This window comes from Chryseobacterium sp. GTID13 (assembly GCF_056172655.1).
In genome coordinates this window covers 37,741-51,486 of the sequence record NZ_JAOCMB010000005.1, presented here as the reverse complement: position 1 = coordinate 51,486, position 13,746 = coordinate 37,741, and the positions used below count along the sequence as shown (strand labels likewise).

General features: G+C 39.1%; 10 protein-coding genes and 2 pseudogenes. 6 read left to right on the top strand and 6 right to left on the bottom strand.

Going from position 1 to position 13,746, the window contains the following annotated elements:
- Positions 1-51: 51 nt before the first annotated feature.
- The 5 genes from N4G44_RS06130 to N4G44_RS06110 all read left to right on the top strand — a co-directional run bounded on the left by N4G44_RS06130 (position 52) and on the right by N4G44_RS06110 (position 4,484).
- On the top strand, positions 52-870 hold the full coding sequence (locus tag N4G44_RS06130; RefSeq protein ID WP_474925245.1) for a DUF2314 domain-containing protein: 819 nt from the start codon (positions 52-54) through the stop codon (positions 868-870).
- Positions 871-1,013: 143 nt separating this feature from the next.
- Positions 1,014-1,853, top strand: a complete 840-nt coding sequence (locus tag N4G44_RS06125; RefSeq protein ID WP_474925244.1) for an SDR family NAD(P)-dependent oxidoreductase — start codon at positions 1,014-1,016, stop codon at positions 1,851-1,853.
- 201 nt (positions 1,854-2,054) lie between these two features.
- Positions 2,055-2,969, top strand: coding sequence for a helix-turn-helix domain-containing protein (locus N4G44_RS06120; RefSeq protein WP_474925242.1), 915 nt, complete (start codon positions 2,055-2,057; stop codon positions 2,967-2,969).
- 84 nt (positions 2,970-3,053) lie between these two features.
- Positions 3,054-3,629: a Crp/Fnr family transcriptional regulator gene (locus N4G44_RS06115; protein WP_474925241.1), complete on the top strand. Its 576-nt coding sequence runs from the start codon at positions 3,054-3,056 to the stop codon at positions 3,627-3,629.
- A 117-nt stretch (positions 3,630-3,746) separates the two neighbouring features.
- On the top strand, positions 3,747-4,484 hold the full coding sequence (locus N4G44_RS06110) for an SDR family NAD(P)-dependent oxidoreductase (protein WP_474925240.1): 738 nt from the start codon (positions 3,747-3,749) through the stop codon (positions 4,482-4,484).
- Positions 4,485-4,620: 136 nt separating this feature from the next.
- Here N4G44_RS06110 and gldG read toward each other — a convergent pair whose 3' ends face one another.
- The 4 genes and pseudogenes from gldG to kbl all read right to left on the bottom strand — a co-directional run bounded on the left by gldG (position 4,621) and on the right by kbl (position 9,036).
- The gene (gldG, locus tag N4G44_RS06105; protein ID WP_474925237.1) at positions 4,621-6,291 is read right to left on the bottom strand and encodes a gliding motility-associated ABC transporter substrate-binding protein GldG; all 1,671 of its coding nucleotides are present in this window, start codon (positions 6,289-6,291) and stop codon (positions 4,621-4,623) included.
- A 4-nt stretch (positions 6,292-6,295) separates the two neighbouring features.
- Positions 6,296-7,023, bottom strand: a pseudogene (locus N4G44_RS06100) (ABC transporter permease subunit).
- A gap of 55 nt (positions 7,024-7,078) precedes the next feature.
- Positions 7,079-7,653 (bottom strand): annotated as a pseudogene (locus N4G44_RS06095) (CopD family protein).
- A 186-nt stretch (positions 7,654-7,839) separates the two neighbouring features.
- On the bottom strand, positions 7,840-9,036 hold the full coding sequence (kbl, locus tag N4G44_RS06090; protein WP_343608106.1) for a glycine C-acetyltransferase: 1,197 nt from the start codon (positions 9,034-9,036) through the stop codon (positions 7,840-7,842).
- Positions 9,037-9,198: 162 nt separating this feature from the next.
- On the opposite strand from kbl, the gene N4G44_RS06085 reads away from it, so the two are divergent.
- Positions 9,199-10,077, top strand: coding sequence for a cupin-like domain-containing protein (locus tag N4G44_RS06085; RefSeq protein ID WP_474925234.1), 879 nt, complete (start codon positions 9,199-9,201; stop codon positions 10,075-10,077).
- Positions 10,078-10,232: 155 nt separating this feature from the next.
- On the opposite strand, the gene N4G44_RS06080 is transcribed toward N4G44_RS06085, so the two are convergent.
- Together N4G44_RS06080 and dacB are read right to left on the bottom strand one after the other, a co-directional pair.
- On the bottom strand, positions 10,233-12,158 hold the full coding sequence (locus tag N4G44_RS06080) for a M1 family metallopeptidase (RefSeq protein ID WP_474925232.1): 1,926 nt from the start codon (positions 12,156-12,158) through the stop codon (positions 10,233-10,235).
- 86 nt (positions 12,159-12,244) lie between these two features.
- Positions 12,245-13,714 carry a D-alanyl-D-alanine carboxypeptidase/D-alanyl-D-alanine endopeptidase gene (dacB, locus tag N4G44_RS06075; RefSeq protein ID WP_474925230.1) on the bottom strand — a complete coding sequence of 490 codons (1,470 nt, stop codon included), beginning with the start codon at positions 13,712-13,714 and terminating at the stop codon, positions 12,245-12,247.
- Positions 13,715-13,746 lie beyond the last annotated feature (32 nt).

The window sequence follows — 13,746 nt, the reverse complement described above, 5'->3', positions numbered from 1 at the left end:
ATTTTGAAACCTGATACTATTATAATGATCAAATTTTAAAGTCCAGTCACAATGGAAGAAAATTCGTTTATATTTACTGACGGGAAAGATCCCAAAATGATCGCAGCATATGAAAAAGCAAGGGAAACCTTTAAATATTTCTGGAGGGAGCAGTCCTGGGAAAACAGAAGGATTATCCCGGCTCTCGATCTTGCCTGTGTAAAAGCCGTATTCCGGGAGGAAGATCCGGAAACAGGAGAAGATACAGTGGAACATATGTGGATCAATGAAATTGAATTCGATGGAGACACAGTAAGCGGTTTTCTGATTAACGAGCCTAATAACCTTACCAATATCCAGGCAGGAGATTATTTTGAAATTCCTCTGAATGAAATCAGCGATTGGCTTTTTGCCATTACACCGGCTACAAAAACCCCTACAGATCTTGCTAAACTTCTCATTACGGAGGAGGAAAATTTACCTAAAACTTATGGCGGGTTTACCATTCACAAAATGAGAGCTGATATGTCTGATGATGAAAGGAAGGAGCATGATGAAGCCTGGCAGCTTGATTTCGGGAATTTTAATGAAATACTTGTGGTGAACGAACAGAAAGAAAAACCTGAGAATCTTATAGAGCATCCTATGAGCAAAAATATGGAAGAAGAACTGATAAAATTTCTTCAGGAATATCCAGATGAGATCAGTTACACTGATGAAAATGGCCTTACACTCCTTCACAAAGAAACAATAGCAGGAAACCTCACCTCTGTAAAAGTTATTTTAAAAGCCGGAGCAGACAAAAATATAAAATCAAATAACGGAAAAACAGCCTTGGATTATGCCGAACAGCTGAACTGGGAACATATTATTCCGGTATTAAAAGATTAAAATTACTTAAATATAAGACTAGAGAAGCTTTCGGGCTTCTTTTTTTGTGGTGATTCACGATCTGATTACATGATTCGTTGATTGGGCTACGTTTCCTTTTTCTGCTTCTATGATCTTTGTACCATCATTTAAACAGAATAAAAATGGAAACAAAAAAAGTATGGTTCGTTACAGGAGCCTCAAAAGGTCTGGGACTGGCCTTAGTGAAAAAATTACTGGCAAAAAACTACCGTGTAGCCGCAGCTACAAGAAACACACAGTCTTTAATCTCAGAAATCGGAGAAAAATCCGAAGCATTTCTGCCTCTCGAACTGAATTTAACGGATAACGACGATGTGCAGACAGCAGTTTTAAAAACAGTTGAGCATTTCGGGCAGATTGATGTGGTAGTGAACAATGCCGGATACGGACAGATCGGTACTCTGGAGGAACTGACAGATGAAGAAGCGAGAGCCAATTTTGACGTCAATGTATTTGGTACCCTGAATGTGATCAGGAATACGGTTCCTTATCTCCGGGAGCAAAAATCAGGACATATATTTAATATTTCTTCTATTGGAGGGTATTCCGGGAATTTTCCGGGCTGGGGAATTTATTGTTCAACAAAGTTTGCAGTGGCAGGACTTACCGAATCTCTGGCTGAAGAAATTAAAGAATTCGGGGTTCATGCAACGGTGGTGTATCCAGGTTATTTCCGGACGGATTTCTTAAGTAAAGGTTCTGTAAAAACACCGGCAAATCCAATTCAGGCTTATGAAACGGCCAGAAACTCCGAACAGGCCCATCTTAACGAGATCAACGGAAATCAGCCTAATGATCCTGAAAAAGGTGCAGAGGCCCTGATTGCTCTAAGTGAAGTAAAGAACCCACCGGTTCATTTTCTTTTGGGAAGCGGTACTTCTGAATTTCTGAATGCAAAGATCAAGATCATTACCGATGATGCCCAACAATGGGAAGCCCTGACAGTATCTACAGTGATATAAATGCTTATTTGCCCTGAGAATCACAATTCTTCGACTGCGTTCCGGACATAGATATTATAACGATGTCATGCTGAGCGTAGTCGAAGCATTTTACATAAAAGCTTAGATTAAGATTATTACCACCTCCTTCGACTACGCTCAGGATGACATACATCAATCACATTAATAATTTGACATTATACAATTTACTAAATTAGCATTATGAAACCTCCATTCCGCTTTAACACAATTTCTGAATTTCATGCCTTCTGTAACCTTCCCGGTCCTGAACATCCCATGATCAGTCTGATCGATTACAGCCAGGTGAACTATCCTACGGATGACAGTGAGCTGAAATGGATTCAGAATTTTTACTCCATCGGTCTGAAGCGTAATGTGAATGCTAAGTTTAACTACGGTCAGCAGGAATATGACTTTGATTCCGGAGTTTTATGTTTTGTTTCTCCCCTTCAGTTTCTGAAACTGGAAATGAAACCTGATGTGGTGGTAGAGCCCACTGGCTGGTTGCTGGTCATTCACCCGGATTTCCTCTGGAATACCCCGCTCGCAAAGAAGATAAAATCTTACGACTTTTTTAAGTATAATGTTAATGAAGCCCTTTTCCTTTCACACAGGGAAGAAAAAGTAGTTGTAGACATTCTGAAAAATATAGAACGGGAATATCAGTCCAATATTGATAAATTTTCCCAGGAAGTGATTGCTGCCCAGATTGAACTCCTGCTTATTTATTCGGAACGTTTTTATGAACGGCAGTTTTTCACCCGGAAAAAATCCAGCCACGAGCTTCTGGAGAGATTTGAGGAGGTGCTTTCCCGGTATATTGACGGCGGAAATCTTATAGAACACGGAATTCCCTCTGTAAAGACCATAGCCGCAGAAATGAATATTTCACCCAATTATCTGGGATCTTTACTGCGGATTCACACCCAGCAAAATACCCAGCAGCATATCCAGAATAAACTCATCGACCTGGCTAAAGAACGCCTCAGCACCACTCACCTGTCGGTAAGTGAAATTGCTTATGAATTGGGGTTTGAGCATCCGCAGTCTTTCAGTAAGCTGTTTAAGCAAAAGACTAATCTGTCTCCGCTGGAATTCAGGAGGTTATTTAATTAAAAAAAATACTAAATCAATTTTATTTCCAGATTCTTTTTGTCAAATGGCAAACGCAGCAAAAATAACTTTAACTACCTTGCATTCATGAAAGAACTGTTCGATTTTATTTTAAGATTCGGAAATCTGAACCAACAGCAGATTGACTTTATAACCAGTAAGGCAAAAGAAACAGACCTTCCGAAAGACGAATATTTTTCAGAAGCCGGAAAAATTGCCCGCCAGGTGGGATTTGTCGTGAGCGGAATTCTGAGAGTCTGCTATTACGATAACAAGGGAGAGGAAATTACCAAATATTTTATTGAAGAAAACAATCTCGTTGTAGACCTGGAAAGTTTTGATAATGAGATCTGTTCCAGCACTTATGTTCAGGCTGTTACCGATTGTAAACTTATTATTTTTCAAAGAAAAGACTGGCTGGAGCTTTTGCAGACTATCGTAGGATGGGAAGCCATTGTTCATAAAATTATTTCAAGGGCACTGATGCAGAAAGTAGAAAGAAGAAGCCCGCTGGTTACCGAAGATGCAACCACCCGCTATCTGAAATTTCTGGAGATCTATCCTACTGTGGCTAATAAGATTCCACTTTCATATATTGCTTCCTATCTTGGGATTACCCAATCTTCACTCAGCAGAATCAGGAAAAATATTGCTAAACATTAGATGTCGAGCTTCTGACTTCTTAAAGTTTTAAATTGATTTTTTTACTTTTTGTCATTTGGCAAACAGGATTAAATTTAATTGATGGAATTTTACATCATCAATTAAAACAAAGAAAAAATGAAATCAGTATTAATAACAGGAGCCAACAGAAGTATTGGCCTGGAAACCGCGAAACAGCTTTCGGAAAAAGGATTATTGGTCTATTTAGGAAGCCGTGATCTTCAAAAAGGAGAAGCCATTGTAAAAGAGCTGAATGAAAAAGGTTTTCAAAATATAAAAGCCATTGAGATCGATGTAACCCAACCAGATTCAATCTCAGCCGCTAAAGACCTGATCGGGAAAGAACAGGGAAAACTGGATATCCTGATCAATAATGCAGGAATTCTGGGAGTAAATCCTCAGACTGCGACTGAAACATCTATCTCAGAAATTCAGACTGTATTTGACACCAACTTTTTTGGAGTGATCCGTGTAACCCAGGCATTTTTAGAACTGCTTAAAAAATCGGAAAGCCCGAGAATCAGTAATATTACTTCAGGACTCGGATCATTGACTTTACATAACGATCCAAGCTGGAAGTATTACCATGTAAAAGGAGCGGCATATGGCCCGTCCAAATCAGCCTTAAATGCTTATACTACTGTTTTAGCCTATGAACTGAAAGACTCTCCTTTTAAGGTCAATGTTATTGATCCGGGATATACTGCCACAGATTTTAATGGTCACAGCGGTCCGGGCTCTGTAGAAAGTGCAGCTTCTTTTATCATAAAACATACCCTGACTGATGAAAATGCACCCACAGGACAGTTCTACAGCAATGATATTGAGGATGAAACCGGGATCAGTCCGTGGTAAATTGTATTTTAGAATGTAAAAATACACTGTATTTATAAAGAGAGGCTTTTGGGTCTCTCTTTTTTTAATTTTAAAAAAACTTTTTTATACCAAAAAAATAAGCCACTGCTATACACTGCAGTGGCTTTATGATTATTTATCCAAACTTTTTCTTTCTCATCCAGAAGAACAATCCTCCCAGCAGGCCGATAACTACCAAAGGCAATAATAAATTCAGCCACTGCCAGTTTGTTTTTTCTTCCGTGATGCGGTTCCTGTCCAGAAGTCTTTCTTCAATATTCCTGTTTCTGAGAGCCATCAGGTTGCTGTCGTCCAGAAGATAGTCAAGTGCATTTCTTAGGAATTGCTCGTTACCGAACTCCTGGTTCGTCAGGCGGTCAATTCCCATCGGAAGCGGCTCACCTTTGTGCATTTTGTTTCTTCCTACATCTCCGTCTGCAATCACGATCATTTTATTTTCAGGGCTCTGGCTTTTGAAGCCGGGATAACCTTTTCTTTCAATTCTTGAAGCATAGGCAGAATTGAATTTTCCTTCCAAAGCAACGGCGAAGATCTTCGGTGTGCTTGGTTTTTCCATTTGTCCAAGACTGTCAACACTTGCAATTTCCTTCAGGTCTACATAATTAGGAACCTGCTTCAGAAGCGTTCTTTCACTGGATTCGAAAAGAACTTTTGTCTTAATGTTTTTTCTTCCGCCTAAAGTATCGATGGAAGTCGGGAACTCAAATTTTACCGGGTTGATATTTTTCGTGATCGGATTATCATTTTCAGCAATTCCAAGTGGAAAATAAGGCCATGGAAGGCTTGTGTACTGAGGATTCCCTCCTACTTCACCGGTAACCAGTTTCAGCAGTGCAAATTTCTTAACATCTTTTACCAAAGCAGGATTGATCCTGATTCCGTAATTGAAAAAGAAATCTGTCATATTGATATCCACCGGAAAAGGCATTACCTTTTGGGATCTTGTCAGCGTATCCATTTCAGCATTAACGGCATCAATCATCCAAAGTGTTTTTCCGCCGTTCATAATGAACTGGTCAAGGATCACTTTTTCATTATCGGTGAATGCTTTTCTCGGTTTTGCAATGACCAAAGCACTCATCTGTTTCAGTAGAGGAAGATCTTCAAGAGTAAGTTCTGTCTGGTTTTTTGGGACTATAGGACCTGCATCATAATTTTCAAGGGCCAATTGCATAAAACTGTGAAACTCTTCCGGCCCAAGCTCATCCTGATTGACCAGGATCCCAACCTTTTTTCTCTTATTAGCTGCAATATTCTTGATATTGGAAACAAGGCTGTATTCCAGTCCTTCTATAGATCTTGTCAGCTGCTGATCCGCATCTATCCCGGCCTGTTGTACTACCAGCGGAATGGATACTCCCCTTTTGTCATATTTTATAACAGCATAAGGAAAAAGGGTAATCTGAGAAATTTTCCCGTCTTTAACATCCGGCAGAACAGAAGGCTGCATTCCCATTGCCATCAGGGTATCCTGAGACATTTTTGTTTTGATGGGATCGATAAATTTAAAATCAATTTTAGGATTGATCTTCCTGAACTCTTCCAGCATAAATTTCGTCTCACTCTGAAGCTGTTTAAAGCTTGCCGGAAAGTCTCCTTCAAGGTAAACATCTACCGTAAGCGGCTTTTTTACCGATTCAAGTACTCTTACCGTATTATCCGAAAGGGTATATCTTTTTTCTTTGGTTAAATCTAATCTGATTCCGGAATACGCAAGCAGGATAACCAAAGGGACTACTGCAATTAAGAAAATTCCCAGAGGAGATTTAATATTGAACTTCTTCATAATGCTACTTCTTTTTAGAGATAAAATGGTTGGACAATAATAAGGTAGCACCGATGATCAGGATAAAATAGGCAACATCTTTAAGATCGATAAGACCTCTGGTAAACCCTAAAAAGTGCTGATAAAACCCTACATTCTGAAGAATAAAATCTGCTCCGCCCAACAGTTTGTAGCTGGCAAGCTGCTCTATCCCGAAATACATAATAAAACACATAAAAACGCCTAAAAGGTACGCCATGATCTGGTTCTGGGAAAGGGATGAAGCCAATATGCCAACTCCTGCAAAAGCAGCGATTAAAATAATCAGCCCGATGTAACTGCCAAAGGTCATTCCAAGGTCAATATTTCCTTCAGGAACCCCAAGAACATAAACCGTATAAAGATAAATCAATGACGGAATAAGGCAGAGAATCCCCACGATCCATACTGAAAGAAACTTCCCTGTTACCAGATCCGAAACTTTCAAAGGCTGGGAAAACAGCCAGTTCAGTGTTCCTGTCTGCTGTTCTTCTGCAAAGGTTTTCATGGAAAGTGCAGGGATAATAAACATCAGAAGCCATGGTACGAGTACGAAATAGCTTTGTAAAGACGCCATCCCGATATCGAAAATATTGGAATCATTCTCGAAAAAAACAGGAAAAGAGCTGTTATGAGACTGAATGCAGCAATGATTACCCATGCGCTCCAGTTCCCAAAGTAACTCCAGAGTTCCTTTTTTAAAATTGCAATCATAGTTTTTTGTACAATGTAAAAGAAAATGTATTGATGTATTCGTGTATTAACGTATTCATGTATACATTCGGCTTAAACAATTATTTGTTTTTTTATTCTTATTAACGAGTTTAACGGTCATCATGATCAGAAATACAAGAACGAAAAATCCGGCGATTAATTGCCACCAGTATTCAATCACTGCAGATTTCAGGATCACTGTAAAAACTACCAGGAAGAGAATAAACGTAGCAATTTCATTGGCCTGCCGCAGTTTGATATTGGGCGTTTCTATGGTTTCCCCGTTTAATTCTTTCAGTTTCAGCACTTTTTTCCAGCACCAGTAATGATAAACGGCAAGGCCGATCAGGAAAGTAAGCTTTAAATGAAACCACGGCATTTTCATGAGCCCGGTATTCAGGAAAATCATAATAATTCCGCAGACTGCCATAATGATGCCCGCAGGAACCGTAATGATGTTCCACAGTCTTCTGGCCATGAAAGTATACTGTTCTCTGAGGATTTTCTTTTTTCGTCAGCAAACTCATCCGTATCCTTATAGTAAACAAAAATTCTTACGAGATAAAAAATTCCCGCAAAATAGCTTACCATAAAGATAATATGCAGTGCTTTGATTATAGTATAAAGCATTTTTTAAAATAATGGCAAATATAATGTTAATAACAAAAATATTTGGTAGAAATAATATAAAAAACACTTCGACTCTGTTCATCATGACATTATTTACACCAACTGCTTTAATTTTATCAAAAAAAACGCAATTATAAATAGGGTCATGCCGAGCAAAGCCGAAGCATTGATATGGTTAAATTTTAATTAAGAAATAACTCCCAGTTCTTTTCCTACTTTCTCAAAACCGGCAATGGCTTTATCCAAATGCTCTTTTGTATGGGCAGCAGAAAGCTGTACTCTGATTCTCGCTTTTCCCTTTGGAACCACAGGATAGAAGAATCCGATTACGTAAATTCCTTCATCCATAAGCTTTTCAGCCATTTTCTGGGCAAGAGGGGCATCATACAGCATTACCGGAACAATGGCAGCATCACCATCAGGAATATCAAATCCTTTAGCTACCATCTGCGTTCTGAAATAAGCTGCATTTTCCATTACTTTATCACGAAGTGAAGTATCTTCAGAGATCATATCCAGAACTTTCAGAGCAGCTCCAACAATTCCCGGCGCCAGTGAGTTTGAGAATAAATAAGGACGTGAACGCTGTCTCAGCATGTCGATAATTTCTTTTTTACCGGAAGTAAACCCTCCAAGAGCACCTCCCAAAGCTTTTCCTAAGGTAGAAGTAATAATATCTACTCTTCCCATTACCTCATTAGCTTCGTGGGTTCCACGGCCCGTTTTCCCGATGAAACCTGTTGCATGGGAGTCATCAACCATTACAAGGGCGTTGTATTTATCTGCAAGATCACATACTCCTTTAAGGTCGGCTACAATACCGTCCATTGAGAAAACACCGTCTGTAACAATAATTTTGAAACGGTGATCCTTTTCTGAAGCAGCAATTAACTGGGCTTCAAGATCTTCCATATTGTTGTTTTTATAACGGTATCTTGCCGCTTTACATAAACGTACACCGTCAATGATAGAAGCATGGTTCAATTCATCTGAAATAATAGCATCCTCTTCCGTGAACAATGGTTCAAAAACCCCTCCGTTCGCATCAAAGCAGGCAGCGTAAAGAATAGTATCTTCAAGACCTAAGAAATCTGCAATCTTTTTCTCCAGTTGTTTGTGAATATCCTGTGTTCCGCAGATAAAACGTACAGAAGACATTCCGTAACCGTGAGATTCTATCATGTCCTGGGAAGCTTTCATTACTTCCGGATTATTGGACAGACCCAGATAATTATTGGCACAGAAGTTTAAAAGCTTCTTTCCATTGGCCTCAATTTCTGCACTCTGTTGGGAAGTGATGATTCTTTCTCTTTTGTAAAGACCATCATTTTCAATGTTTTGCAGTTCATTCTGTAAATGTTGAAGATATTTTTCAGAGATCATTTTTTAGTAATTTTTTAGATGTGCTAATTTAATAAAAAGCCTTTAAAGAATCAGCTTTTATAAGTTTAATTCTAAAAACGGGGGTCAATTTCATTTTTAACAATATTAGTCTACTAATTTAGTAGGATAATAGCTATATTTGTTTTTTTAAAATTCAGGAATATGAGATTGACTCCGATACAAAAAGTAAAGAAATTAGATTCTGAAAGCTTTAAAAATAATCATATGAAGCCTCGTTTGCCGGTTATTATGGAGGATTTTATCGATCCTGAAAGTCCTGCCTTCAAAAAATGGAATTATGAATATTTCAAGGAAATAGCCGGAGACCACAAAGTGAATATTTACGGAAGCGAGCTTGAATCTCTGGATAAAGTGGCGAGCAGCCCGATTGGCCAGACCACCTTTGCGGAATATCTTGATCTGATAAGTACAGCTCCTACGGAACACAGGCTTTTCTTGTTCAACCTGCTTACGATCAGACCGGAACTTAAAGATGATCTCCATTACAATGATGTAACGGACGGGAAAATATTAAAATGGCTTCCTTTTATGTTTTTCGGGGGTGAAGGTTCCATTACCAGAAATCATATTGATATTGATATGTCCCATGTTTTTATTACCCAGTTTCACGGGATCAAGAGAATCTGGCTTTTTCCCTGGGAGCAGTCGGACCTTATGTATAAGCTGCCCTATAATTTTCACAGCCTACCGAATATTAAAGATCCGAATTACAGGGAATACCCTGCCCTGCTCTACTTAGACGGTTACGAAGCAGTACTGGGGCCTGGCGAAACACTTTATATTCCTTCCGGATGGTGGCATTATATCCAGTATGAAACTGAAGGATATTCCGTTTCCGTAAGAGCACTTCCTTCCAGTCTTCTGGAAAAGTGGCGCGGTTTTAAAAATATGGTTGTAACCAGAAATTTTGACAATATAATGCGTAAGCTTTTCAAAGAAAAATGGTTCCGATATAAAGTAAAAACTGCCAGAAAAAGAGCTGCAAAAGCTGCCAGAAAACAAAGAAGCTTTCTTATCTGAAAACTCCGTTTATAGTTTAACCATTAAATAATTTAACAATGGAATTTATATATGCCTTATTATCCGCAGAGCGTCCGCTCTATACTTTTTATCCTCTTTTTTAAATACAAAAAAACCTTCATTTCTGAAGGTTTTTGCATATCTAAGAATTATTTTTACTGTTTTAAAAACTTAATATTTTTATCATCAATCGAGAAAATATAAGATCCAGGAACCAATTCTGAAATTCCAATTGCCTTTCCCGGCTGGTAAACAGACTTTCTTATTAATTTTCCGTCCATACCATAAATTGAATAATCGGCAGGCTTATTAACCCCTTTTATAAATAATTCATTCTTTGCCGGATTTGGATATAAAGCAAATTCTTCCTTCTCTACAGACGATACGCTTAATGTATTATCCTGAATCACGGTAGAGTTTTTCTCCAAAATCTGGTATTCGTAATTGAATTCCACGCTGGCCACAGGGAAAGAGACCGTTTCCAGGAATCCCTGATTGTTAGAAGTATTATTCAATGCAAAATAAGCAGTCTGACCACCGGTTCCGTTCACTTTGATTGGTAACGGAATTTCAAAGAAGCTTACGGTAGGACTGCTCTGTACCTGAGACGCTTTAAAAAGAATCTGATTTCCCGTTTGTCTCCATTTTATAGTGTAGCTGGGATAGCCTTCGCCATATAACCAGTCATTGAAAAACTCTGTAAAATCTTTTCCCGTAGACTGAAGCAGCGAAGCATTAAAATCCGGAGTCTTTGCATAACTATAAGCTAAATTCGGTCTTGCATGATAATCTTTAAGTGCCTGATAAAAGACAGCATCTCCCAGGATCCACTTGATCATTCTTAAAATATAAGCTCCTTTTGCATAGGTCAGCCTGTTATTGAATATCCTGCTTACGTTGGAAAGATCAGCATCCGGAACATAGGTAGAACCATTGGGAGAAGAGGTAATATTATTGATTTCTCCCAGTAGAAAATTCCTGAACTCGGTATTCGTCATCAACAATTTTTCGTTGGCCAGAACAGCTCCGAAAGTGGCGAAACCTTCATTCAGCCAGATATCATTCCAGGCCCCGCAGGTTACTTTATCTCCAAACCACTGATGGGCCAGCTCATGAGCAATAAGTCCTTTGCTCCAGCTTCCCATAGACGACATGGTCTGATGCTCCATTCCTCCCCCGAATTTAAACTGCATATGCCCATATTTTTCATTGCGGAACGGATAAGGCCCGAAATAAGTTTCGAAAGTACTCATTATCTGCTTGGTCCATTCAATATTCGCCATACTCGTAGGATCGGCATTGGTGGATGGGTACACATAATTAACAAATGGAAACGGCGGGTTTCCCATCGTATCATTAATTTTAACGAAATTGGTAATGGAAAGTGCGATCAGATAAGCTGCTGTAGGATAAGCTGTTCTCCAGAAAGTAAGTTTCTGATTGCCGGGAAGTATGGTTTCGGACATTAATTTTCCGTTGGCTGCCACATTATATTGTGAAGGGGTTGTGATTTTAAAATCAAACCTTTCAATCTTGTCATTCATGCTTTGCTTTGTCGGAAACCAGTCCTGTGCGCCATAAGGTTCGCTTAGAGTACATAAAATAGGTGTCCCGCTCTGCATGGTAGTTGAAAAAGCATTTCCGGGAGTCGGAGCTCCTGAATAATGGATGGTCAGTGAGTCCAATGTGTTGGCAGGAATAGAAGCCGGGAAATCTATTTTTACTTCTTTTGTCGGCAGCTGTTGAAAGGTAAGATTGCTTCCGTGATACTGCACCTGGGAAACAGTCATATTATCAGTAAGATCGAAATAAATGCTGCTCATATTCAGATTAGGTTTGAAATGAGACGTAACAGATCCTGCAATATTATACACCGCAGGGTCTAAAGTGACATCCATCCTCTGATACTGGAGATCGTAGTTTAAAGTATTGGGATTAATGTTATAGGCGGTCATTTTTTGGGTAAAAGAATTCATTTCTTTTGCAATGAGCCCTTTCATTTCAATATTTTGGTCATGGATCTGTCCATAGGATGGCTGTGATAACAAAAGTCCCAGGATCAGAAGGTAAAATTTTCTCATACTCAGAATATTAGATTGTAACCAAAGATAAAAAAAACCTTCTAATCATTGATTAAAAGGTTTTTAGAATATTAAAATAATATCTTTTAGAGATCCAGAGCCGGTTCAAGAATTTTTTCCATTCTTTTCTTTACCATATCTACAGATCCTGAGTAGTTGTTTACCATTAAAGAAAACACAAGGGTTTTTCCTGAATTGGTCTTCAGGTAGCCTGCCAGTGTTTTTACTTTATTCAGAGTTCCTGTTTTAGCAAAAACCTGTCCGTTTCCGGTACCGATGAACATTCTTTTCAGAGTTCCGGACTGTCCGCCTACCGGCAGTGACGTGAAATAGGCTTTGTAATACTTCTCATCCATTAAAGAGGTTAAAAACTTTGCCTGGGCAATAGGCGTTACATTATTACTTCTGGAAAGTCCGCTCCCGTCTATATAATTTAATCCCATCATGTCAAAGTTTTCATCCTTCAGGTGGCCTGTTACCACTATTCTGCCGGATTCTGAAGTCTGATCACCCAGCCTCTGGAAACCTACTGTTTTCAGTAAAGCTTCTGCCAGGGAATTATCACTGTGCTGGTTGGTATAGAATATAATATCAGCTAAAGTAGGAGATTTATAGGCTGAAACCAGCTTTCTGCTTTCCGGAGAAGCATCCGTCATTCTCGGAGTTACTTTTCCTGTTACACCAATTCCGCTTTTTACCAGTGTTGTTCTTAAAGTATTGGCAAGATAAGCCGGAGCATCGGGAAGTTTCGTCGTTAAAAGACCGTCTCCTTCATATTTGTCTGCATATACCATCTGGTTGGCATAAGGAGACATATAGAAGTATTTTTTCTCAGAAACCAGTCCTGATTTTTTCATGATCAGTTTCTCGTTGGCCGGATTGATTTCGCGTGTAGTTCCTACAGGAAGGTAATAGTTATTGTTTTCAAGCCATACAACATTTTCCGGAAGCCTTGTAATATTGCCTTTGAAAAGCGCTGTCTGGATGATAATATCACCGTTTACCTTTCGGATACCTTCGCGGGAAAGTCCGCCCATGAAGTCTGAAATAATGTCTCTGTATGACCATGCACCGGCTTTATTGGTTCCCAAAGAAGGATCGCCGCTGCCTATCAGATAGAGATTTCCGTTTAAAGTTCCGTTTTCATCAATCGTCCCTGAATATTCCAGCTGGGTCATCCAGCGGTAGTTTTCGCCTAAAAGGTTCAAAGCTGTTTCCGTGGTAAGCAATTTGGTAGTAGAAGCCGGAACTAAAGGGGTATTTTCGTTGTACGAAGAGATTACTTTCTTCGTTTTCGGGTCGTACACTACGAATCCCCAGTCTGCATTTTTCAGCACAGGATCCGCCATCATTGTGTTTACATTAATATCTACGAGCTCTTTGGCAGACAAAACCGTTCTTTCCGCTACTGAAGTAACGGGAGAAGGGAGGTTTAAAGTATTTTTTTGATTTTCGTAAGCCTGTGAGTAAAGAACTGTAGAAACGGTAGATTGAGCAAGGAAAAACCCAGAAGCCAATACCGCTACACCTGAAATATATTTTCTGTAATTTACCATCTATCTTTTTTTGTTTCTATAGTTTGACAGTG